Genomic DNA, 22,636 nt, shown 5'->3' with positions numbered 1-22,636 from the left:
CTCGGATTTCGGTTGCGGGTGTGCCACATGTCTGTGCCGTAAAGTTGTCACATTTCAAGATTTTGCAACCGGGCGTATTGCCATGGGCCGCATGGCTGGTATCTCTCGCAAAGCGCGAATCGATCAAGAGGATATGCTATGCGGGAGTTGCTGCCGGTTGCCCTTTGCCTGGTGTTGAGCGCCTGTGCGCGCCCTGCCGACGGGCCGAGCGCAAGCGACATCTACAACGCGAAGATTGCCGGCACGAACGAGCGGATCCAGGTCGTGGATCTCGCCAAGGCGCCGGCGGGCGTCGCCTCTTCGGCACCCTTGTCCTATCTACCGAATGACCGGGGGCTGAGCGTCTCTGCTCTTCTATATGAGCGCGGTGCTGGATTCCGATCGGCTTGTGACCTACGCCCCTTCCAGCCGCGGGAGCATGGAGGGCGGCGGCAGAGACGTTGAATATAGCAGGAAGCCCATTCCGCAAATGCCCTCAGCGTCGGATTATCCGAAAGAAGTCACGCCCCGGTATACGGGCAAGATGTTCCAGCCCTTTGAAACCGGCCAGCGTGTCGAATATGCCAATATCGGATCTGCCGTAAGAGATCGCATCGATACGCTGAGCCGTACTTTGACCGGGACTACGTTCTATCCCGAGCAGAACTTTGCCGAGAGGCTCTTGGTCGACCCGACGGGTGGTGCGCAATTGGTGAAAGCCGAGCAGATCATCAACCGTCTTGCTGCCGATGCCCGCCCCAAGCAACTCACCGACGTGCGGATGATCTAGGGCGGTTCTGATGGTGTTGATGGATTATCTCTCGAAGTCACATCGACCGGAGCGAAGCAAAGGCTGGCCCGCTGCCCTGACCGCGCTGGTGTGCGTGTTGGTCGGCTGCGCACCCGTGGTGGCGGATGCCTCCAATTCGATCGACGGTTCCCTTCTTCGGATCGAGCAGGTGGCGTCGCGCCTTTCCAGCGTGCCTTCCGCCGTAGCGACTGTCGAGGACGCCGCCACCGCAGCGGGGATCTCCGGCGTCTCCGAGGCCGCAGCGATACTTAGGCTTAGCGTCGACGCTTCCTTCGATGCAGACGCGATGGCGGCCGAGGTAGCAAAGGCCGTCGAAGAGATCGATGGCCAGACTGTCGACGGGGAGGCTCTCGCCCATGCAGCTGCTGCAATTGAAGAGGGCCGCACGAAGGTCGCTCAGATTTATCAGGCGCAGGACCAGATGGCTGCAAAAGACATCGAAGCCCGCCTTTCCGACGCTAAGAGCGGCGCGTCTATCCAGGAGCTCACGCAACTGATGGCGGCGCCGGATCTCGCCGTCGAAACCGCCATCACCTCGCAACTGATGTATGTCGCCATGGGGGCGTTTTCCGATTCCGGCACGGCGGACCTTGTTTCCGCTTCCAAAGACAGGCTGAGCGCGGAAGCGCCAACAGTAATTTCTGCGCTGCGTGCCAGAAATGAAAACCAAAAGCCCATGCCCAAGGACGCGGCGCGCCTGGACGAAACGGCGCGGCTTAGTTTTGTCCTGGCGACATTGTCCACGGAAGATCTGTCAGTTCTGCTGAAGTTCTATCGCAGTGCCGGCGGAAAAGCCAAACGCCGGGCGCTTGTCGACAGTTATGCACGGGAAATGAATCAGGCGAATGCAATGATGCTGCAGGCGTATTTCTCAGCCCTGGCGAATTATCTGAAAACTCATCCGCGGCCCAGCAGTGACTGACCACTTCCACGAGAGCACTTGAGCTATGGACGATCTTCAATCCTTTGCATCCGATTTCATTCAGGCGAGCCGCATCCTGAAGGTCTCGTCGCCGCTCGGTGAGGACCAGCTGCTTCCCGAGCGGGTCGAGATCGAAGAGGCGGTGTCGAAGCTCTTCGAGATCCGCCTCGCGGTGCGCGCCAAGCGCGAGGCGGTGAAGCCCGAGGAGTTGATCGGCCGGCTCGTCGACGTCTCGATCGAGGTACAGCAGGGGGAGGAAGGCGACGGCGGCGTGCGCCGTCCGTTCAACGGTCTCGTCACCGAGCTCAACGAGGGCCCGCCGGTCAGCCGCGGCCTGCGCTCCTATTCGCTGGTGCTGCGGCCGCAGATGTGGCTCCTGTCGCGGCGCTCCGACTGCCGCATCTGGATGGACAAGACGGCGGTCGACATCGTCGAGACGCTGTTTTCCGAGCACGGCATCCCCGCCCCGGACGTCTCCGGCATCGTCTCGCGCCCGCCGCCGCAGCATTATTCGGTGCAATGGAACGAGACCGACCTCGACTATCTCACGCGCCGCTTCGAGGAGGACGGGCTGTTCTTCTGGTTCAGCCACGAGAAGGGCAGCCATCGCCTCCATGTCGTCGACAGCGCCATCTCCTGGGCAAGGCCCTCCGCTTCGGCGCAAGGCGAGGGGCGGGTGCGGCTGGCGCAAGGATCCTCCGACCGCAACCACATCAACGAATGGGCGCGGCGCTTCTCCTATGTGCCCGGCCAGCGCGCCGGCGCCGACTGGAACTTCGAGACGCCGCGCATGGTGCCGGGCAACGCGACGCCGTCGCTGGTGCAGATGCCGGAGGCGATGAAGCGCGAGCTCTACGAATACCCCTCGCGCATCTCGACCGTCGCCGAAGCCGAACGGGCGCAGAAGCTCAGGATGCAAGCCGTCGAGGCCGACCACGACCGCGTCTTCGGCAACTCCACCTCGCGCGTCATCGAGGTCGGCCGCCGCTTCACCCCTTACGAGGTCGCCCATCCAGAACACGACTACGAGGAGCACGTTGTCGTCTCGATGCGCCAGACGGTGGTTGACCGCTCCTACGAGACCAATTCCAACGACCCGGAATATTCAAACAGCTTCGAGGCGGTACCCGCGCGCGTGCCGCTGACGCCGCACCGGCAGACGAAGCGGCCGCGCATCGAAGGCACGCAAGTGGCGATCGTCGCCGGCCCGCCGGGCGAGGAGATCCACCCGGACAAATACGGCCGCATCAAGCTGTGGTTCCCCTGGGACCGTAAGGCGAAGAAGGACGGCTCCGACACCTGCTGGGTGCGGGTCGCCCAAAGCTGGGGCGGCGGCACCTGGGGCGCGCAGATCATCCCCCGCATCGGCATGGAGGTGATGGTCGCCTTTGTCGACGGCGACCCGGACCGGCCGCTGGTGACGGGCGTGGTGCCGAACCCGGCCAATCCGGTGCCCTACGACCTGCCGGCCAACAAGACGCGCATGGTGCTGCGCTCGAACACGCACAAGGGCCAGGGTTTCAACGAAATCACCTTCGAGGACGAGGCGGGCCGCGAGAACCAGTTCTTCCACGCCCAGAAGGACCAGACGACGCGGGTCTTGAACGACCGCACCAAGCGCATCGACCGCCACGAGATCGCCTCGATCGGCGCCAACCGCGCCGTCGAAGTCGGCGGCAACCAGAAGCACGAGATCGGCGGCTCGATGAACACGGTGGTCGGCGGCACGGGCCCGATGGCGATGGCGCTGATGGGCGCGGTGCAGGGGCTCTCCGGCCACACCGCCGGACTGCTCTCCCAAGCCGGCCAGATCGCCGGCGGCGGCGGCCCGGCGCTCGCCGCCTTCGCCGGCACGCTCGCCTCCTCCGCCCTCGGTTTCCTCGACGCCGGCGGCCTCGGCAGCCGCGAGGGCGTGGTCGCCGACGCGAGCCCGCGCGCCGATGCAGGCACGGCGCTCGCCGGCTCCGGCACCGGCGTCGGCGATGCTGCCTCCGGGCTGTTTCCGCTGCCGGGCATCATGAACACGATCGTCGGGTCGTTCAAATCGGACACGATCGGCGTGGCGCGCGCCGAGCAGATCGGCGTCAGCAAGGTGACGAATGTCGGGCAGACCTCGCTGGAAAGCGTCGGCAAGTTCAAGAAGATCGCCGTCGGCGAGGAGTTTGTCATCGAGTGCGGTGACTCGAAGTTCATCATGAAGGCGAATGGCGAGGTGATCATCCTTGGCAAGACCTTCAACTTCGTCGCCACCGATCATTTCCAGATGCGCGGCAAGCCGATCGATATGAACTAGTCGGGGGACTCTTGCGGCTTGATAATCATACGCCGGCGGAAGCCTTGGCCTTTCGTCAGTTTGCGCGGGACGGCAGCCTGGATTGTGTCGTTGCCGTTAGAGCGACCTTCGAGCACAGGCAGCATGGCGTGCTCGTGCCGGCATCTGAACCCGATCCGTTCCAGTACGAGGACGTCTACGAAGGCGATCCGCATTCGACGGCGCTCTTGCGGCAAAGCGACCTCGTACCGGAGAAGCCGGGCACGGATGTGACGTTCCTCGGCTCGAGCTTTGCTCCAAACGGTGAGGCGGCGCGGCAATGGCCAGCGGAAATCCGTGTCGGCGATCGGCTGCGTAAGCGCGTCCTAGTGACCGGCCCACGACAATGGCTCCCGCAAACGAAACTGACTTGGTCGGGCCTGTTCTCGCGCGATCCGAAGCCGCTGCTGACGGGCTGGGCACTTAGCAAACCGGAACCCGTGGACCAAGTGGAGCTGACATGGGCGAAGGCTTTCGGCGGGCCAGTCATGGGCACGGAGGCGGAAGGCTCGCCGGCGGATCTGCATCGGGAAAATCCGCTCGGCCCGGGGCTGCTCGACGTCGCTCACGGGGACCCGGAAGCGGCGCTTGCCGCTCATCAGATTGACGACCCCGACAGTCCCGTGCGTGACTGGGAACAGCACGACTCTTCACCACAAGGGTTTGGCCTCATCTCGCCCTGGTGGCGCCAGCGTCAGAAGTTTGCCGGCACCTATGATGACACATGGCTGCAAGAGCGCCACCCGCTGCTGCCAGAGGATTTCAATCCGCGTTTTTGGCAATGCGCCCATCCTGATCTGATCGCCATACCGCATTTGCAGGGCGATGAGGAGTACGAGCTAGTCAACCTGCATCGGGACCACAATGCGGCGCGCGGCAGGCTGCCGGGCATCAGGTTGGGCGCTCAGTGTGAAGGCGGCGAGGAAGAGAGCGCCGGCTGGCACATGCTGGTACTCGATGGCGTGCACTTCGATTTTCGCGATGGTCGGGATTCGGTGATGCTCACCTGGCGCACGAGGTTTCAACTCAACAAGGCCGAGCGAGCAGTTCTCACATTGAAACGCATCCGGCTTGCCAACGATAGTGTTGCGCGGGAGGCCGCCGAATGAGCTTTCCGCCTCCCGCCGACAACTATGTTGGCGAGCCACAATACCCGAACCCTTGGACGACGAAGCGGCCGCTTGAAGGACTTCGGGACACCGACGCTGCGAAAATCATCTGCCTTGCACCTGATGTTTGCCTGACCCCGGTTGGCAAGGATGTAGTCCCGATCCCCTATCAAATCGTCGACTATTGCGGCCACGACGAAAACTATACCCCTTCGGTTCGCTTTACTGGCCAAAAGGCGATGGTGTTGCGCTCCAACACGACGCACGCCCATGGCGACGCGCCGGGAACGAAAAAGGGCATCAAGTCGGGTGCGGTTGAGGACATCTGTGAGCCTATCAGTCATGCCTCTCAAGTGCGGGCGGAAGGTTCCCACGTCATCCGCCACCTCGATCGATTCTGGATGAACCGCCGCAATACCCAGGGGGAGGCACAATTTGTCCGAGCCACCAAGACCTACGGGCCGCCGAAGGACGACGATCCGGTCCCGGGCTCACTGCGCTCCAGCGAGTTTGGTAGGGTGATGAGCGATGCCTCTCCCGAGGAATTGATCATGGGAGCGCAATACGCACAGGCATTGCCAGCTCATCAGCTACCTACCCCGGGAGGTGGATCGGCGGTGCCGGTACCCCAACCTAAAGGACCGGGCACAGTTATTCGGCCAAGTCTCGAGCGAGCGCCACAATGGTACAACAACAGAACGCCGCCGCATCTTGATTCTCGCCCGAACGCGGGTCAATGGGCTCGTTATGGAGTTTGGGCACGACGGTTTACCGCGATCGGTATCCTAATCGAAGGCATCTTTGTTCCAAGTAACGGGGCTAATCTCAGCGACGTCGTGCCACAGGACGGCTTCGAAGAAGAAGTGGTGCGAACTTTTCATGAGGGCTTGAAGCACGGCGCCGACAGTTGGGCGATGCGCGACTGGGCGATGGAGCAAATCAATGAGCACCGTTCGCGCCCCCAACACGAACGACCAAGACCGGAAGCGGTTCCACAGCCGGATACGGTGCGGATCGATCGCGAGAACGAGTTCCCCTGCCTCGTCGGGCCCTACAGTGAGATAGCTCCAATTTGCCCGGGGCAGGCTCATCACATCGTGCCGGACATGGCGCTCCGGTACGGGACCCGTGAAGAAGGTGCGGCAGGTCAGAAGCGTATCCCGAATGCTCCCTCGTTGGGCCGGGGTATGACAGTTTGCTTGTCGCAGAGCATGCATAGCGGTCTGCATAGCTCGCTCAATTCAACGCTTGCCGCATTGGGAGCCATGCAAACCCCAGCGGGTACGGCGCCAATGATCAGAATCTTGAACGCTTCCACCGCATCTATTGACTCCGTCATTGGGCTGTCAAAAGAGTGCAAGGAGCGAGCTAAAGCTGCCGCCCGCCTACAGATGATGCCTTTGGCAGCGCAACCAGGCCGCACCACGGTGTCGCTGCCAAATCCGGCTGCAACCGAGGTTCTCAGACGAGGTCGTTATTGATGTCCACACGTTTCGGTGAATTCCAACTCCTCCGTGCTGCCCATGTTGTCTCTCGTGACCGCTTCTGCATTGCTATTCACGAATTAGATGTGGACAATCAATTCTCGATCATTCTGGAATATGACGGGAGCTTTCCGCAACCGTGGAGCCGAGTCGAAGTGCGACGCAACATCGCCGATTTGACTGCGGAGCCGGATGGCTCACCAAATGACCGGCCCTACATCGCGATCAGCGACGAAGGGGACGTATTCTTTATCCGAGACGAAGGCATATTAACCGAGAAGATCTCCGGCGCCGGCGTGTACAGCGCTGATGCTGATGGCTCAGGCGCGATCCGTGGAATTACAATCGCAGACGGATACTTGTACGCCTTCGGCCTCGGAGGTCAGATTTACCGGCGGAATCCAGACCTCGGGTGGCAGCGCCTGCCAATCAGCGACCAATCGGCTGAGCGGCATGGATCGATAGCGTCAGTAAAAGGTGAAACGGAAGTTTATGCTGCCGGAGCCATTGCCCCCCAGACGTCGGCTGTGTCGGAAGATATTGAAAAGGCACAGCTACAAGCTGCAGCAGCAGGTGATTTCCAACGCTTTGAGGAACTAAGCAAAGAAGCAGAGCGGCTAGCAGAGCAACAGGGTTTCACCAGCATGCCAGCTGGCATGCTGCTGTATAAAGATGGAGATTTGTGGGTACGCGTGGATCGGGGTGACGCGCCTCCTTTGAACGATCTATTTATAGAAACGCCTGAACGCGTTTGGGCTGTTGGGACCGGCGGTTCAATTCTACTGGGAAACGCGAAGGACGGTTTTAAAGACATTTCCTTCCATGGGGACCGCAACCTCAACCTAATTTCCATCACCAAGCTGGGGAATAGGATGATTGTCGCTTCTGACTATGGCCTCCATTCCTTTGATGGACACTCACTCTCGCCACTGAAACCAAAGCTGGATCCATTTACAAATCGCAATGTCCCTAATCCGAAGAAAGTACAATCTCTCGGCGATGTAATGTTTTACTTTGATTACAAGCATGGCGTACATCGTTTTGATGGAGAAAACTGGGAGGAAATAGCAATTCCGCCAGAGCTTCTTCAGAAGAAATTCGATGGTCTGGGGAAATAGCCCTCGAGCGCAAGGCGAAGTTGCGTGCGGCTGGCGCAGGGATCGTCCGACCGCAACCACATCAACGAATGGGCGCGGCGCTTCTCCTATGTGCCCGGCCAGCGCGCCGGCGCCGACTGGAATTTCGAGACGCCGCGCATGGTGCCGGGCAACGCGACACCGTCGCTGGTGCAGATGCCGGAAGCGATGAAGCGCAAGCTCTACGAATACTCCTCGCGCATCGCCACCGTCGCCGAGGCCGAGCGGGCGCAGAAGCTCAGAATGCAGGCCGTCGAGGCCGACCACGACCGCGTCTTCGGCAACTCCACCTCCCGCGTCATCGAGGTCGGCCGCCGTTTCACCCCTTACGAGGTCGCCCATCCCGAACACGCCTACGAGGAGCATGTGATCGTTGCGATGCGCCAGACGGTCGTCGATCGCTCCTACGAGACCAATTCCAACGACCCGGAATATGTCAACAGTTTCGAGGCGGTGCCGTCACGCGTGCCGATGACGCCGCACCGGCAAACGAAGCGGCCGCGCATCGAGGGCACCCAGGTCGCCATCGTCGCCGGCCCGCCGGGCGAGGAGATCCACCCGGACAAATACGGGCGCATCAAGCTGTGGTTCCCCTGGGACCGCAAGGCGAAGAAGGACGGGTCGGATACCTGCTGGGTGCGGGTCGCACAGAGCTGGGGCGGCGGCAGCTGGGGCGCGCAGGTGATCCCCCGCATCGGCATGGAGGTGATGGTCGCTTTCATCGACGGCGATCCGGACCGGCCGCTGGTGGTCGGCGTCGTGCCGAACCCGGCCAACCCGGTGCCCTATGACCTGCCGGCCAACAAGACGCGCATGGTGCTGCGCTCGAACACGCACAAGGGCCAGGGTTTCAACGAAATCACCTTCGAGGACGAGGCGGGCCGCGAGAACCAGTTCTTCCACGCCCAGAAGGACCAGACGACGCGGGTCTTGAACGACCGCACCAAGCGCATCGACCGCCACGAGATCGCCTCGATCGGCGCCAACCGCGCCGTCGAGGTCGGCGGCAACCAGAAGCACGAGATCGGCGGCTCGATGAACACGGTGGTCGGCGGCACGGGCCCGATGGCGATGGCGCTGATGGGCGCGGTGCAGGGGCTCTCCGGCCACACCGCCGGACTGCTCTCCCAAGCCGGCCAGATCGCCGGCGGCGGCGGCCCGGCGCTCGCCGCCTTCGCCGGCACGCTCGCCTCCTCCGCCCTCGGTTTCCTCGACGCCGGCGGCCTCGGCAGCCGCGAGGGCGTGGTCGCCGACGCGAGCCCGCGCGCCGATGCAGGCACGGCGCTCGCCGGCTCCGGCACCGGCGTCGGCGATGCTGCCTCCGGGCTGTTTCCGCTGCCGGGCATCATGAACACGATCGTCGGGTCGTTCAAATCGGACACGATCGGCGTGGCGCGCGCCGAGCAGATCGGCGTCAGCAAGGTGACGAATGTCGGGCAGACCTCGCTGGAAAGCGTCGGCAAGTTCAAGAAGATCGCCGTCGGCGAGGAGTTTGTCATCGAGTGCGGTGACTCGAAGTTCATCATGAAGGCGAATGGCGAGGTGATCATCCTTGGCAAGACCTTCAACTTCGTCGCCACCGATCATTTCCAGATGCGCGGCAAGCCGATCGATATGAACTAGTCGGGGGGACTCTTGCGGCTTGATAATCATACGCCGGCGGAAGCCTTGGCCTTTCGTCAGTTTGCGCGGGACGGCAGCCTGGATTGTGTCGTTGCCGTTAGAGCGACCTTCGAGCACAGGCAGCATGGCGTGCTCGTGCCGGCATCTGAACCCGATCCGTTCCAGTACGAGGACGTCTACGAAGGCGATCCGCATTCGACGGCGCTCTTGCGGCAAAGCGACCTCGTACCGGAGAAGCCGGGCACGGATGTGACGTTCCTCGGCTCGAGCTTTGCTCCAAACGGTGAGGCGGCGCGGCAATGGCCAGCGGAAATCCGTGTCGGCGATCGGCTGCGTAAGCGCGTCCTAGTGACCGGCCCACGACAATGGCTCCCGCAAACGAAACTGACTTGGTCGGGCCTGTTCTCGCGCGATCCGAAGCCGCTGCTGACGGGCTGGGCACTTAGCAAACCGGAACCCGTGGACCAAGTGGAGCTGACATGGGCGAAGGCTTTCGGCGGGCCAGTCATGGGCACGGAGGCGGAAGGCTCGCCGGCGGATCTGCATCGGGAAAATCCGCTCGGCCCGGGGCTGCTCGACGTCGCTCACGGGGACCCGGAAGCGGCGCTTGCCGCTCATCAGATTGACGACCCCGACAGTCCCGTGCGTGACTGGGAACAGCACGACTCTTCACCACAAGGGTTTGGCCTCATCTCGCCCTGGTGGCGCCAGCGTCAGAAGTTTGCCGGCACCTATGATGACACATGGCTGCAAGAGCGCCACCCGCTGCTGCCAGAGGATTTCAATCCGCGTTTTTGGCAATGCGCCCATCCTGATCTGATCGCCATACCGCATTTGCAGGGCGATGAGGAGTACGAGCTAGTCAACCTGCATCGGGACCACAATGCGGCGCGCGGCAGGCTGCCGGGCATCAGGTTGGGCGCTCAGTGTGAAGGCGGCGAGGAAGAGAGCGCCGGCTGGCACATGCTGGTACTCGATGGCGTGCACTTCGATTTTCGCGATGGTCGGGATTCGGTGATGCTCACCTGGCGCACGAGGTTTCAACTCAACAAGGCCGAGCGAGCAGTTCTCACATTGAAACGCATCCGGCTTGCCAACGATAGTGTTGCGCGGGAGGCCGCCGAATGAGCTTTCCGCCTCCCGCCGACAACTATGTTGGCGAGCCACAATACCCGAACCCTTGGACGACGAAGCGGCCGCTTGAAGGACTTCGGGACACCGACGCTGCGAAAACCATCTGCCTTGCACCTGATGTTTGCCTGACCCCGGTTGGCAAGGATGTAGTCCCGATCCCCTATCAAATCGTCGACTATTGCGGCCACGACGAAAACTATACCCCTTCGGTTCGCTTTACTGGCCAAAAGGCGATGGTGTTGCGCTCCAACACGACGCACGCCCATGGCGACGCGCCGGGAACGAAAAAGGGCATCAAGTCGGGTGCGGTTGAGGACATCTGTGAGCCTATCAGTCATGCCTCTCAAGTGCGGGCGGAAGGCTCTCATGTCATTCGCCACCTCGATCGATTCTGGATGAATCGCCGCAATACCCAGGGCGAGGCGCAATTTGTCCGAACCACCAAGACCTACGAGCTGCCGAAGGACGACGATCCGGTTCCGGGCTCTTTACGGTGGATGTCCGGGCATGGAGAGAGCCAGGTGATGAGCGATGCGTCTCCGGAGCCTCTCCTTATGGGTGAGCAATATGCGGACGTGGGTGGGGTTGCCCAACGAAGTCCCTCGCTAGGTACTGCTCCGTCACAGAGCATAGTAGCCAATCCTTTGCCCAGAACTCCACCTCCCCGCACTGGCGTAGGTGGTCCCAACAACGTCATTCAAGGGCCATGGAAACCCCGCCCGGCACCAACGCTCCAGACTGAGTCCGGCTTTTTTCCCAACCTACTCAGATATGGCAAATACGGGGTCCTTCTGCTCCCTTTGATGTTGTCCGGGGATACGCCTCTCATTCCTCATCTTCCTCGGGATGCTGATCCTGTAGAAAGGGAGCTTAACGAGCATGCCCGTTCACTTCTCCATCCGTTCGAGCATGCTTACAATCGTGATGTTCAACGTTGGTATTACGAGCAGATCGAGGCCTATAGGCGCCACAAGCGCGAGCAGGAGGAACAAGGCAGATCCGAGGCCTTCCCGCAGCCCGATACTGTCAGGGTTAGCGATGAAGAAGGATCGCAAAGGCGATGCATTGTCGGGCCATATGAGGATATCGAGCCAATCTGCCGTGGCCAGGCTCACCACATAGTTCCGGACATGAGCTACCGTCTGGGTCGCCGCCCGACGAGGGCTGCTGACTTCAATTCGACCGTGGATCGCATCCCCAATGCTCCAACCTTCAACCAGGGCATGGCGATATGCCTATTGACGCGGCAGCATGGAAGCGACAGCGAAGGCTTGCACGGCATCCTGCGTCAAAGGTTCGCTGAGGTTGCGAGCCCAGTATCGGGTACGGCTCCTATGGGCGCCATCCTGGCTGAAAGCATCAAAGTCATTGAGGATATTCCCGATTTGCCGGAAGAATGTAAAGCGCTTGCATCGCTTCGAGCAACAGAGCAAGTTGCGTCCAAGACCGGGTTCGCCGCGCCCGGCCGAACCAGAGAACGACCGTTGCCGAGCGGCGAAGCAGAGACGGTTCTAAGACGAGGACACTATTGATGACTGCGAGTGGTTGGAAGCCGACCATCCAGGCTGCTGTCGCCTTCGACTCCGACCGGTTTACGGTATGTTGTGGTGAACTTGAATATGACGATCCGATGACGGCGATTATTTCCTATGATGGGCGCTTTCCACAGCCATGGAGTCGGGTAGATGTGAAACGTGAGATCGTCGACGTCTGCTATGCGACCGTCACAGATTCTGCAGAACCGATTGCGCTTGCCCTCAGTAACGAAGGCGATGTTTACACGCTCTTAGAAGGCCGAACCGAACGATCCAAGATACCAGGGGCCGGTGTGCTCAGCAGTGACGCTGAAGGGCTTGGCGCCGTTCATACACTTGTTCTTGAAGGGTCAACTCAATTTGTGATCGGTAACAGCCGCCAAATCTACCGGAGGAACAATGGAGCAGCTTGGGAACGGCTGTCGGCCGATTCCTCGAGGGCGGACGGCTATGAGGCGGAGCATTTCGGAAAGGCGATTTCGACCGGCGATGGACGGCTTCTAATTGAAGGCGTGCAGCGTCCATACTCTCCGCCAACAGCGGCTCAACTCGATCCCACGGCGTGGAAAAGTGTCAGCCCTGAGCAGTTTCTGCGTATGATGCAGCAACAGCGCGCACAAAGAACGACTCGCAAGCGAATACAGCGCCTCTACATGTATTCGAGTGGCGATCTGTCTCAGGTTTCGATTCCCGACGATTCCGACATCCGTGGTCTTTATCTCGATCCTTTAAAACGGGTCTGGCTTACGGGCGTTTCCGGGCTGATCTTGCGAGGTCATCCCGACACGGGCTTCGAAAGATTGGGTTTCCACGGCGATGTGGAGACGTTGTTTTCTGCGGCGTGGTTTGATGATGCACTAATCTTGGCAACGGATGACGGCCTTAGGCGTTTCGACGGACATAAACTTACTGTTGTGAAGCCCACACTAAACTCGCCTCTTACAAACCGAAACGTGCCTGTACCGCTCAAGATTCAAGTGTTTGACGATACCCTTATGTATTTCGATGCAAAGCACGGGGTGTGTCGGTGGGATGGCGAGACCTGGCAATGGTTCGAAATTCCACCAGAACTATTGGAACGGAACTTTGGAGGGCTGCCGGCGAGACCATAGACTGGCACTGCGCGAGAGACCTTAAGGTCTCGATTCGAACTGTAGGCGCTGGTGCTGCGGCCGCAGATGTGGCTCCTGTCGCGGCGCTCCGACTGCCGCATCTGGATGGACAAGACGGCGGTCGACATCGTCGAGACGCTGTTTTCCGAGCACGGCATCCCCGCCTCGGACGTCTCCGGTATCGTCTCGCGCCCGCCGCCGCCGCATTATTCGGTGCAATGGAACGAGACCGATCTCGACTATCTCACGCGCCGCTTCGAGGAGGACGGTGTTCTTCTGGTTCAGCCACGAGAAGGGCAGCCACATTTCTGCTCGATGTGGCCGATGCACGCCGCATAGCTTCGGCAAGTGGGGATCCCTCGAAATATGATGGCGCAATCATTCAGGCCACCGCATATGCCTCACGCCTAAAGAAGCATGGAATCATAAACTGACGGGAGAAAAGTCCAAATGGCGAGCGAAAAGGAATATTGGGAAATTCTGCCGCAAGCAGGGTTGGGGCAACTCAAATTTGGTGATCCCAAGGCGGCGGTCGATGCTCTTGAAGACATCTATGGCGCGGTCACTCGGCAGGCGTCTGACCGGATTCCCGATTCGACCCTACAGGATACGTTGGCGCAGTTCGGAAGCGATCTGAGCGATGAAGAAAAACAAGCACTCCTTGCACTCTATGCGGAAAGCGGTCCCGATGCCTCCAGCATAACGGAAGTCCGCGGTGATCACGGTCTTGTGCTGCGCTATGAGCAGATCGACTGGTGGAAATCACTTTGTCAACTGCTCATAGCTCGGCCAACCTGGACGGAAAGGAGGTGTTCCTGCTTCCGGCGCAGGACGTGCTTGCAATAGCCGAAAAGCTTAACAAGGCTCCTGGTCTTTATCATGGCACAACGGCGGCATTTCTCAATCTCAGCCTCATATTCGAAGGATTTAGCCTAACCGGTCGTCGGCCTGTTCCACAATTGCTCGATTCGAGTGACGAGCGATTTACCGGCCGTTCAATCGGCATGTTTGCGAGAGTTATCTTGGATGAGGATCGATTTCGCGCCTTCTCGTGGCTTACCCAAAGTTGACCATGGAGGTTAATATGGCGTCGCCAGTATCGCTCAAAGGCCACATGCATGTTTGTCCTATGTGCGATACTGGGCCGAAACCGCACATCGGCGGTCCGGTGCAATCGACAGGTCAGAGCTTCGTCAGAGTGAATGGCGTACCGTTCGCGACAGTGGGCGACCGCTGCCTGTGCACGGGCGTCCCGACGACGGCTGCAATTTGTGGCGGCTCGTCCATTGCGAAAGTTAACGGCAAGAAGGTCGCGAGAGTCGGTGATCCCTGTGAACATGGCGGGAGACTTGTCCAGGGAGTCCCCTGGCTGACCTTCGAATAGGAGATCCTCCGACCGCAACCACATCAACGAATGGGCGGCGCTTCTCCTATGTGCCCGGTCAACGCGCCGGCGCTGGTGCAGATGCCGGAGGCGATGAAGCGCGAGCTCTACGAATACCCTTCGCGCATCTCCACCGTCGCCGAGGCCGAGCGGGCGCAGAAGCTCAGGATGCAAGCCGTCGAGGCCGACCACGACCGCGTCTTCGGCAACTCCACCTCGCGCGTCATCGAGGTCGGCCGCCGCTTCACCCTTACGAGGTCGCCCATCCAGAACACGACTACGAGGAGCACGTTGTCGTCTCGATGCGCCAGACGGTCATCGACCGCTCCTATGAGACCAACGCCAACGACCCGGAATATTCAAACAGCTTCGAGGCGGTGGCCGCGCGCGTGCCGCTGACGCCGCACCGGCAGACGAAGCGACCGCGCATCGAAGGCACCCAGGTGGCGATCGTCGCCGGCCCGCCGGGCGAGGAGATCCACCCGGACAAGTACGGCCGCATCAAGCTGTGGTTCCCCTGGGACCGTAAGGCGAAGAAGGACGGCTCCGACACCTGCTGGGTGCGGGTCGCCCAAAGCTGGGGCGGCGGCACCTGGGGCGCGCAGATCATCCCCCGCATCGGCATGGAGGTGATGGTCGCCTTTGTCGACGGCGACCCGGACCGGCCGCTGGTGACGGGCGTGGTGCCGAACCCGGCCAATCCGGTGCCCTACGACCTGCCGGCCAACAAGACGCGCATGGTGCTGCGCTCGAACACGCACAAGGGCCAGGGTTTCAACGAAATCACCTTCGAGGACGAGGCGGGCCGCGAGAACCAGTTCTTCCACGCCCAGAAGGACCAGACGACGCGGGTCTTGAACGACCGCACCAAGCGCATCGACCGCCACGAGATCGCCTCGATCGGCGCCAACCGCGCCGTCGAGGTCGGCGGCAACCAGAAGCACGAGATCGGCGGCTCGATGAACACGGTGGTCGGCGGCACGGGCCCGATGGCGATGGCGCTGATGGGCGCGGTGCAGGGGCTCTCCGGCCACACCGCCGGACTGCTCTCCCAAGCCGGCCAGATCGCCGGCGGCGGCGGCCCGGCGCTCGCCGCCTTCGCCGGCACGCTCGCCTCCTCCGCCCTCGGTTTCCTCGACGCCGGCGGCCTCGGCAGCCGCGAGGGCGTGGTCGCCGACGCGAGCCCGCGCGCCGATGCAGGCACGGCGCTCGCCGGCTCCGGCACCGGCGTCGGCGACGCGGCCTCCGGGCTGTTTCCGCTGCCGGGAATCATGAACACGATCGTGGGGTCGTTCAAATCGGACACGATCGGCGTGGCACGCGCCGAGCAGATCGGCGTCAGCAAGGTGACGAATGTCGGGCAGACGTCGCTGGAGAAGGCAGGAAAGACTAAGAAAACCACAGTGGGTGAACGTTACGAGATCACTGTTGGCAAAGCGATCCTGAGCCAGACGGAAAACCACACGATGATCGCAAGCGACAAGATCGTGCTCGCGGCCCCCGGCGGCATCATCGAAATCAACAAGCAAGGCGTGTTCATCAAAGCCAAGAAGTTCGAGGTGAAGGCGAATTCCGTGAACTTCAAACGCGGCAGCGGCGGCAAAAACACGACCAAACCTTTTGCGGAAGATTGCTCGAAGAAATAGGGGGTACTTTGGCGCTGACGAGTGACGGAAAGCAGAGAGTAATCGAGGAACTCCGCGGGACATCAGTCATCCGGTCGGGGGGGCGTCTTTACGCGATTGTAGATGCATCGCGTGGTCCGATGACCATCCCACCCACGCTTCAGGCGATGACGGACAATGTGGCCTGCCTATATCGCGGCCAGGCGCTGGAGGAATTCGGCGACGACACGGCCTGGGTTGTCGAGATCGCGTGGGATGAAAGCGTCCTGGACTGGCTGATCGACAATGGCTTCGGCAAGCGCTGGTCGATCTTCCTGCGGTCGGCGCATCGGCTGGCGGACGTCGTCCGGCATCTGCGCAAGTTCACGACGATCGAAGACCAGGAAGGTACCGTGCACTTTTTCCGTTTCTACGATCCGAGGACGCTGCGGCAGTATCTTCCGGTTTTCACGCCCGAGCAGAGTGCGGCTTTCTTCAAGGGCGTGGATGCATTCTACTGCGAGAACGATGTCAGGCCCGGCGAATTCTTGAAGTTCACCACCGATGGCAGCAAGCTGCATCGTGAGGTCATTTTGCTATTGCCTGAAGATGATGTGGCAGACACAGCGTACAGGTTCGAAAGGACAAGATGATGATCATCAAATTCGACCCGCATCAGATGAATGCGATGCTGCGCGAGGATGATGACTTCGTGGACTATTTTACGAAGGAGATCATGCCTAGGCATCTGCCGAGCTTTGCGAATATGGCGGCATCCCCTCAGGCGGCCGAGATGACGCGCTGGGGGCGGCGCTATGCCGAGCATTTCGGCTTTTCTGACCCGGTCTACCAGATCCACTTCGTCGTCCTGATGTGGCGGATCGGGCCAGATTTCTTTTTGTTCGAGCCCTATCGAACCATACTCGAAGACCGCGATCAGTCGGAGAAGCAGCGGATGGAGCGCTGCAACCTCGAGCCGACCATGGCTCAGGAGGGGCAGGCGATCGCGCGGAGCAAGAACGACTATTGGTTCCCGCAATATATGAGGAACAACATGCTCGGCGTTCCCTATGACGATATCGAGGAGCAGTATTTGGCGGAGATCGAAGGGAAGAAGGGCGATGCTCAATGACGCAGCACCTCGACGATCTGGTTAATGTTCCCGATTCGCGGGAGTTGGAGCTTGCCCGCCGTGATGTGGACATGCTCAACCAACGCTACACTGCCATTGCGAAAGAAGCAGGCTGGCTGGCAGCGTCGTCCGTACCGTGGGCGGCGTCGTGGACGTGGCGAGTGCTATCGGTAATGCATGGAGCGGAAACTGGGCCGATGCCGGTCTCGACCTCTTCGGGTTGATACCGGGGTGGGGCGACGGCGCGAAAGCCGCCGTCAAAGGCACGAAACTTGCTCGCTACGCCGAAAAGCTGGTGAGCCAGGTCGCCGCTGCGCAACGTAAGGTCCAGGCGCTCGAAGATCACGTGCGCAAGACCGCGGCCGCTTCAAAATATTGGGCATCGAAACGGGGCGAGGCCTATAGGAAGCTTCAGGAAGACCTGAAGAAATGCAACTCAAAAGCATGCCGTCAGAAGAAGATCGAGGAATACAAGAACGGTGGCAAGTACAAGAATATTCCTCGCGAGGGGAAGTGGTCGGGTGAACCGGGTAACAGCAAATGGACGCCTGAACCAGGTTCAGAAGCCGAGAGGGCCTTAAAGGATTATGGACAGGATGGCGTCCAGTACCGAAATGGCAAGCCAGATTTCTCACCTTTCTTGAAAAATGGTCCGGACGGCCAGCCTGTCCAGACCCGGATCCCGGATATGCAGGGCAACCACGCAGGTGGCACTGGCGATTTCGGACAGGCGAGGGATGCCATGGCGGAGAAATACGGCAGCTGGAATGCCACGAAGATGGAAAGAGGTTACACTTGGCATCACAATGAGGATACATCCACCATGCAGCTCGTGGATAGGCGTATTCACGGCACTCGATATGGCGGTGGCGCCCATTCGGGTGGCGCCTCGGCCGTGAACGATCCTGCTTACTAAGGAGAGCTGAATGAGAGTCACTTTGGATGAAGCGGTTGCGAAGATGCAATCGACTGGCGATTGGTCGTTTGAAGAGGACTCGCTCTGGTCCGATCAGGACATTTCCGCTTTCGAGGCGGAGACCGGCCTGGTGATACCTAGTCAACTAGCCGAGGTTCTAAAGCGCTATGGATGGAATGGCTTCGGCAGACCGGATAAATACGCCAAATTCCTCGCCGTATTTGAGGACGGGACGCGTTCGGTCCACGAGGTCCAAATTTTGGTTTCGCCCCAAGAAGATATTCGCCAAAGTCATGATATGTTCATTGTTAAACCGAGCTGGCCGGATCAATTCACGTTGCCGATGATATTTTTTGGTACTGCGGATGGCGGTCACTCGCATTTGCTTGTGGACGGTCGCGATCGTGGGAACAATCAGGTCTTTCTCTGGGAACAGGCTTCCGATCCTTTCGGAACGGGAAACAATGCAAGGGGGCTAGGCCTCGTCGCCCCATCCTTGTTCGAGTTCTTCTACAATCTAAAGCGGGCAGAAGAGATCTGACATGCTCGGCTTACATGAAAAATGGCGCTTAACTTTCATGGAAGCATGGCCCGATGAGGTTTTGGAACTGGGCTTGCCTTCGGAACATGTTCCTCTCTCGGAGCACGATCGTCTCGCCATCGGCAGCCGGACGGCGGGATTCCGCGAGATATTCGAAATCGATGAAATGCCGGACCTCACGGAAGATTTCGGAGTCGAGCTGGACAGAAAGATCGCATTTTTCCCCACGGGAGTACATATCCGTCTCGGAGGATGCAGCTTCAAAAAGCCAGGCCGGTACCAGACCGCCCCCATTTTCAATAGCCGACAAGTCGCGACTCATGCGCTCCAGGATAATCCAAGGGTGGCCGGCCTGTTAGCGAGCTCGCTCCAGAATGATTTCGAGGTCGCGCTATTCATTCGACCATGGCGTAAAATTCCGAAATGGGCAGAATACAGGCTGTTCATGAAGGCGCGCGCCTTCACCGGAGCATCGCAGTATTTCCACACAGCCGCGTTTCCCGAGATTGAAGCCAATGCGAAGCCGATTGCCGGCGCCCTACTCGACTTTGCCGACGAATTTCTAGCGGTCTCCCATCTGGACGACGCAATCGTGGACGTTTTCGTGGAAGAAGAAGGTGGCGCATGGCGGGCGGTTCTCCTCGACATCAATCCCCTGATTTGGCGCTCGGATTCGTGCCTCTTCCGCTGGACGAACGACGGCGACTTCGATCGCGGCTTGCGCTTTCGCCGTCGCGACGGGCGCGTGCTGTCAATGGCACCATTGCCCTTTGCGCGTGCATCCTGAAACACCGCATTGAGAAGAAGAGACAAAGATCCATGGGCGGACAACCAGTTACCCTCAAAGGCCACATGCATATGTGCCCCATGGTTGACCCGGGGCCAAAGCCGCATATCGGCGGACCAGTGATCTCGACCGGCCAGAATTTCGTCTGTGTCGAGGGCGTTCCCATCGCGACGGTGAGCGACACATGCCTGTGTTCCGGCGTGCCGACAACATCGGATAGCATTGCGAGCGGCTCCTCAATCGCTGAGATCAACGGCAAGAAGGTTGCACGCACCGGAGATTCCTGTTCGCATGGCGGGCGCCTAGTTCAAGGCGTGCCGTGGATAACATTCGAGTAAGTGCCCAGCGCGCCGGCGCCGACTGGAACTTCGAGACGCCGCGCATGGTGCCGGGCAACGCGACGCCGTCGCTGGTGCAGATGCCGGAGGCGATGAAGCGCGAGCTCTACGAATACCCCTCGCGCATCTCGACCGTCGCCGAAGCCGAACGGGCGCAGAAGCTCAGGATGCAAGCCGTCGAGGCCGACCACGACCGCGTCTTCGGCAACTCCACCTCGCGCGTCATCGAGGTCGGCCGCCGCTTCACCCCTTACGAGGTCGCCCATCCAGAACACGACTACGAGGAGCACGTTGTCGTCTCGATGCGCCAGACGGTCATCGACCGCTCCTATGAGACCAACGCCAACGACCCGGAATATTCAAACAGCTTCGAGGCGGTGCCCGCGCGCGTGCCGCTGACGCCGCACCGGCAGACGAAGCGACCGCGCATCGAAGGCACCCAGGTGGCGATCGTCGCCGGCCCGCCGGGCGAGGAGATCCACCCGGACAAGTACGGGCGCATCAAGCTGTGGTTCCCCTGGGACCGCAAGGCGAAGAAGGACGGGTCGGACACCTGCTGGGTGCGGGTGGCCCAAAGCTGGGGCGGCGGCACCTGGGGCGCGCAGATCATCCCCCGCATCGGCATGGAGGTGATGGTCGCCTTTGTCGACGGCGACCCGGACCGGCCGCTGGTGACGGGCGTGGTGCCGAACCCGGCCAATCCGGTGCCCTACGACCTGCCGGCCAACAAGACGCGCATGGTGCTGCGCTCGAACACGCACAAGGGCCAGGGTTTCAACGAAATCACCTTCGAGGACGAGGCGGGCCGCGAGAACCAGTTCTTCCACGCCCAGAAGGACCAGACGACGCGGGTCTTAAACGACCGCACCAAGCGCATCGACCGTCACGAGATCGCCTCGATCGGCGCCAACCGCGCCGTCGAAGTCGGCGGCAACCAGAAGCACGAGATCGGCGGCTCGATGAACACGGTGGTCGGCGGCACGGGCCCGATGGCGATGGCGCTGATGGGCGCCGTGCAGAGGCTCTCCGGCCACACCGCCGGACTGCTCTCCCAGGCCGGCCAGATCGCCGGCGGCGGCGGCCCGGCGCTTGCCGCCTTCGCCGGCACGCTTGCCTCCTCCGCCCTCGGTTTCCTCGACGCCGGCGGCCTCGGCAGCCGCGAGGGCGTGGTCGCCGGCGCGAGCCCGCGCGCCGATGCAGGCACGGCGCTCGCCGGCTCCGGCACCGGCGTCGGCGACGCGGCCTCCGGGCTGTTTCCGCTGCCGGGAATCATGAACACGATCGTGGGGTCGTTCAAATCGGACACGATCGGCGTGGCGCGCGCCGAGCAGATCGGCGTCAGCAAGGTGACGAATGTCGGGCAGACGTCTCTGGAGAAGGTTGGCAAGTTCAAGAAGGTGATCGTCGGCGAGGAGTTCGTCATCGAGTGCGGCGCTTCGAAGTTCATCATGCGCAAGGATGGCACCGTCATCATCCTTGGCACCCAATTCAACTTCACAGCTTCGGGTCCTACACAGATTAATGGTGTCGTTGTTGATCTGAACAAGCCAGGCGGAGGTTTCTCCGAAGCATCACCAACATCTTCGGACACAACGGCGAAAGGCTGAATGGCCGGATGTCCGTCGAAAACCACACGCCATTTCCCTCGCTTGCTTTCCGTCAGTACAACTTGGCGGGCGATCTTCTGGGCGTCGTCGTGGCGCGCGGCACGTTTCGGCTCAGCAATGGCGGTCCGCTTCAGATCGCCGAAGAGCAATATCCGCTCGTCATGTCCGACACCTATGACGGCGACCCGCATCAGACACCGCAGACAGCCTGCACCGATTTGGCTCCCTTCAAGCCAGGCACCGACGTGACTTTCATGGGGGCTGCCTTCCAACCAGATCGGCAGCCGTCGCCGTCGTGGACATGCGGCATTCAGGTGGGGCCCGTAGGCAAGCGGCTTCGCGTTTACGGCCCTCGGTATTGGCGCGCGCGGACCAGAAAGACCTGGAGAGGGCTTATCGACCGCTCCCAGGAGGATGCGCTGGACGGATGGGACCTTACGGAACCCGAACCCGTGAAACATGTGCCGATCGACTGGAGGCTCGCCTTCGGAGGGAAACTTGAGAGCCCCCGCCACAAGGAAGTCGTCGAAAAGAATCCCATCGGCGTCGGGCTAGTTGACGAAGCACTTTTCCGCGAAAGACCCGAATGGCCCGCGCCGCGGATCGAGAATGACGCCCATCCTATCCGCAATGTGAAGGACAGACCCGATCCGGCCGGTTTCGGTCCGCTAGCACCCTTTTGGGAGGACCGGGTATCGCGGGCCGGAACATATGATGACGCTTGGTTGGACGAACGACATCCGCTTTTGCCGAGGGACTTCGATTCCCGCTTTTGGCAGGCCGCTCATCCCGATCTCGTCAGCGAGACTTGGCTCCAAGGCGACGAGGAATTCGCATTGGAGAATCTATTGCCGGGATACCCACGGCTGAGGGGAGTTCTGCCTGGCATCAAGTTGGGCGTCGAGATCGACCGCGGAACTGGTCCCGCGCGGGGAGACATGAAGCTCGACGGCGTTCATTTCGACATGCGACCCGGCGTCGGCCGCGTCTTCCTCACTTGGCGTTGCGGTTTTCCGTGGCCTGAGAAGATCGGCGTTCCAAGACTCACCTTCATTCCGCAGTCGGCTAGGGAGCTCGGTTGATGGTAGCGGAGACCGCGCTCGACACCAGCCATCTCCGCGATGTCAGCGCGGCGGCGGCAGAGACTGGTGCAATCGCTCGACATGGGCTC

General features: G+C 60.8%; 18 protein-coding genes and 4 pseudogenes. All 22 read left to right on the top strand.

Annotated features, from left to right (window positions below):
• The first annotated feature begins 358 nt into the window (after positions 1 to 358).
• Complete coding sequence (locus SJ05684_RS25855) at positions 359 to 769, top strand: hypothetical protein (protein WP_193354428.1); 411 nt, start codon at positions 359 to 361, stop codon at positions 767 to 769.
• Positions 770 to 779: 10 nt separating this feature from the next.
• Positions 780 to 1,712, top strand: a complete 933-nt coding sequence (locus SJ05684_RS25850) for a hypothetical protein (protein WP_085939106.1) — start codon at positions 780 to 782, stop codon at positions 1,710 to 1,712.
• A gap of 25 nt (positions 1,713 to 1,737) precedes the next feature.
• Positions 1,738 to 4,005, top strand: coding sequence for a type VI secretion system tip protein TssI/VgrG (tssI, locus tag SJ05684_RS25845; RefSeq protein ID WP_095694388.1), 2,268 nt, complete (start codon positions 1,738 to 1,740; stop codon positions 4,003 to 4,005).
• Positions 4,006 to 4,049: 44 nt separating this feature from the next.
• Complete coding sequence (locus SJ05684_RS25840) at positions 4,050 to 5,132, top strand: DUF2169 family type VI secretion system accessory protein (RefSeq protein WP_244938028.1); 1,083 nt, start codon at positions 4,050 to 4,052, stop codon at positions 5,130 to 5,132.
• Positions 5,129 to 6,613, top strand: a complete 1,485-nt coding sequence (locus SJ05684_RS25835) for a DUF4150 domain-containing protein (protein WP_095694387.1) — start codon at positions 5,129 to 5,131, stop codon at positions 6,611 to 6,613. The genes SJ05684_RS25840 and SJ05684_RS25835 overlap by 4 nt, the downstream gene beginning before the upstream one ends.
• On the top strand, positions 6,613 to 7,734 hold the full coding sequence (locus SJ05684_RS30715) for a hypothetical protein (protein ID WP_244426754.1): 1,122 nt from the start codon (positions 6,613 to 6,615) through the stop codon (positions 7,732 to 7,734). Before SJ05684_RS25835 ends, SJ05684_RS30715 begins: the two co-directional genes overlap by 1 nt.
• A pseudogene (gene tssI / locus SJ05684_RS25825) lies at positions 7,727 to 9,375 on the top strand (type VI secretion system tip protein TssI/VgrG); the annotation flags it as partial. The gene SJ05684_RS30715 and the pseudogene tssI (SJ05684_RS25825), both read left to right, overlap by 8 nt.
• A gap of 12 nt (positions 9,376 to 9,387) precedes the next feature.
• Complete coding sequence (locus tag SJ05684_RS25820; protein ID WP_034859917.1) at positions 9,388 to 10,503, top strand: DUF2169 family type VI secretion system accessory protein; 1,116 nt, start codon at positions 9,388 to 9,390, stop codon at positions 10,501 to 10,503.
• Positions 10,500 to 12,041 (top strand): DUF4150 domain-containing protein, encoded by a 1,542-nt coding sequence (locus tag SJ05684_RS25815; RefSeq protein ID WP_095694386.1) that lies wholly within the window; start codon positions 10,500 to 10,502, stop codon positions 12,039 to 12,041. The genes SJ05684_RS25820 and SJ05684_RS25815 overlap by 4 nt, the downstream gene beginning before the upstream one ends.
• The gene (locus SJ05684_RS25810) at positions 12,041 to 13,156 is read left to right on the top strand and encodes a hypothetical protein (protein WP_034859815.1); all 1,116 of its coding nucleotides are present in this window, start codon (positions 12,041 to 12,043) and stop codon (positions 13,154 to 13,156) included. The genes SJ05684_RS25815 and SJ05684_RS25810 overlap by 1 nt, the downstream gene beginning before the upstream one ends.
• A gap of 48 nt (positions 13,157 to 13,204) precedes the next feature.
• Positions 13,205 to 13,460: pseudogene (locus SJ05684_RS25805) on the top strand (contractile injection system protein, VgrG/Pvc8 family); the annotation flags it as partial.
• Positions 13,461 to 13,606: 146 nt separating this feature from the next.
• Entirely contained in the window at positions 13,607 to 14,002 is a 396-nt protein-coding gene (locus SJ05684_RS25800; protein ID WP_034859811.1) for a hypothetical protein, read from the top strand.
• Between the two features lie 226 nt (positions 14,003 to 14,228).
• The gene (locus SJ05684_RS25795) at positions 14,229 to 14,540 is read left to right on the top strand and encodes a PAAR domain-containing protein (protein WP_374193093.1); all 312 of its coding nucleotides are present in this window, start codon (positions 14,229 to 14,231) and stop codon (positions 14,538 to 14,540) included.
• Positions 14,541 to 14,544: 4 nt separating this feature from the next.
• Positions 14,545 to 16,186: pseudogene (gene tssI / locus SJ05684_RS25790) on the top strand (type VI secretion system tip protein TssI/VgrG); the annotation flags it as partial.
• Between the two features lie 8 nt (positions 16,187 to 16,194).
• Positions 16,195 to 16,797, top strand: coding sequence for a DUF4123 domain-containing protein (locus SJ05684_RS25785; RefSeq protein ID WP_050980241.1), 603 nt, complete (start codon positions 16,195 to 16,197; stop codon positions 16,795 to 16,797).
• The gene (locus tag SJ05684_RS25780) at positions 16,797 to 17,276 is read left to right on the top strand and encodes a hypothetical protein (protein WP_050980242.1); all 480 of its coding nucleotides are present in this window, start codon (positions 16,797 to 16,799) and stop codon (positions 17,274 to 17,276) included. The genes SJ05684_RS25785 and SJ05684_RS25780 overlap by 1 nt, the downstream gene beginning before the upstream one ends.
• Before the next feature lie 148 nt (positions 17,277 to 17,424).
• Positions 17,425 to 18,192, top strand: a complete 768-nt coding sequence (locus tag SJ05684_RS25775) for an HNH endonuclease (RefSeq protein ID WP_244426752.1) — start codon at positions 17,425 to 17,427, stop codon at positions 18,190 to 18,192.
• A 10-nt stretch (positions 18,193 to 18,202) separates the two neighbouring features.
• Positions 18,203 to 18,733 (top strand): SMI1/KNR4 family protein, encoded by a 531-nt coding sequence (locus SJ05684_RS25770; RefSeq protein WP_034859791.1) that lies wholly within the window; start codon positions 18,203 to 18,205, stop codon positions 18,731 to 18,733.
• Between the two features lies 1 nt (position 18,734).
• Positions 18,735 to 19,520 carry a cell division cycle protein 123 family protein gene (locus SJ05684_RS25765; RefSeq protein WP_034859788.1) on the top strand — a complete coding sequence of 262 codons (786 nt, stop codon included), beginning with the start codon at positions 18,735 to 18,737 and terminating at the stop codon, positions 19,518 to 19,520.
• Between the two features lie 32 nt (positions 19,521 to 19,552).
• On the top strand, positions 19,553 to 19,858 hold the full coding sequence (locus SJ05684_RS25760) for a PAAR domain-containing protein (protein WP_034859786.1): 306 nt from the start codon (positions 19,553 to 19,555) through the stop codon (positions 19,856 to 19,858).
• Positions 19,855 to 21,465, top strand: a pseudogene (tssI, locus tag SJ05684_RS25755) (type VI secretion system tip protein TssI/VgrG); the annotation flags it as partial. The gene SJ05684_RS25760 and the pseudogene tssI (SJ05684_RS25755), both read left to right, overlap by 4 nt.
• Before the next feature lie 8 nt (positions 21,466 to 21,473).
• Positions 21,474 to 22,547 (top strand): DUF2169 family type VI secretion system accessory protein, encoded by a 1,074-nt coding sequence (locus SJ05684_RS25750; RefSeq protein ID WP_034856912.1) that lies wholly within the window; start codon positions 21,474 to 21,476, stop codon positions 22,545 to 22,547.
• Positions 22,548 to 22,636: the final 89 nt, after the last annotated feature.

This window comes from Sinorhizobium sojae CCBAU 05684 (assembly GCF_002288525.1).
Taxonomy (GTDB): Bacteria; Pseudomonadota; Alphaproteobacteria; order Rhizobiales; family Rhizobiaceae; genus Sinorhizobium; species Sinorhizobium sojae.
This window is presented reverse-complemented; position numbering and strand designations above follow the sequence as displayed.

Bases quoted from the DNA above. Each gene is read 5' to 3' on its own strand.
- SJ05684_RS25810 (WP_034859815.1), top strand. From the start codon at position 12,041: ATGACTGCGAGTGGTTGGAAGCCGACCATCCAGGCTGCTGTCGCCTTC.
- SJ05684_RS25855 (WP_193354428.1), top strand. From the start codon at position 359: ATGAGCGCGGTGCTGGATTCCGATCGGCTTGTGACCTACGCCCCTTCC.
- SJ05684_RS25765 (WP_034859788.1), top strand. From the start codon at position 18,735: ATGCTCGGCTTACATGAAAAATGGCGCTTAACTTTCATGGAAGCATGG.
- SJ05684_RS25815 (WP_095694386.1), top strand. From the start codon at position 10,500: ATGAGCTTTCCGCCTCCCGCCGACAACTATGTTGGCGAGCCACAATAC.
- SJ05684_RS25780 (WP_050980242.1), top strand. From the start codon at position 16,797: ATGATCATCAAATTCGACCCGCATCAGATGAATGCGATGCTGCGCGAG.
- SJ05684_RS25770 (WP_034859791.1), top strand. From the start codon at position 18,203: ATGAGAGTCACTTTGGATGAAGCGGTTGCGAAGATGCAATCGACTGGC.
- SJ05684_RS30715 (WP_244426754.1), top strand. From the start codon at position 6,613: ATGTCCACACGTTTCGGTGAATTCCAACTCCTCCGTGCTGCCCATGTT.
- SJ05684_RS25795 (WP_374193093.1), top strand. From the start codon at position 14,229: ATGGAGGTTAATATGGCGTCGCCAGTATCGCTCAAAGGCCACATGCAT.
- SJ05684_RS25850 (WP_085939106.1), top strand. From the start codon at position 780: ATGGTGTTGATGGATTATCTCTCGAAGTCACATCGACCGGAGCGAAGC.
- SJ05684_RS25835 (WP_095694387.1), top strand. From the start codon at position 5,129: ATGAGCTTTCCGCCTCCCGCCGACAACTATGTTGGCGAGCCACAATAC.
- SJ05684_RS25760 (WP_034859786.1), top strand. From the start codon at position 19,553: ATGGGCGGACAACCAGTTACCCTCAAAGGCCACATGCATATGTGCCCC.
- tssI (WP_095694388.1), top strand. From the start codon at position 1,738: ATGGACGATCTTCAATCCTTTGCATCCGATTTCATTCAGGCGAGCCGC.
- SJ05684_RS25800 (WP_034859811.1), top strand. From the start codon at position 13,607: ATGGCGAGCGAAAAGGAATATTGGGAAATTCTGCCGCAAGCAGGGTTG.
- SJ05684_RS25750 (WP_034856912.1), top strand. From the start codon at position 21,474: ATGTCCGTCGAAAACCACACGCCATTTCCCTCGCTTGCTTTCCGTCAG.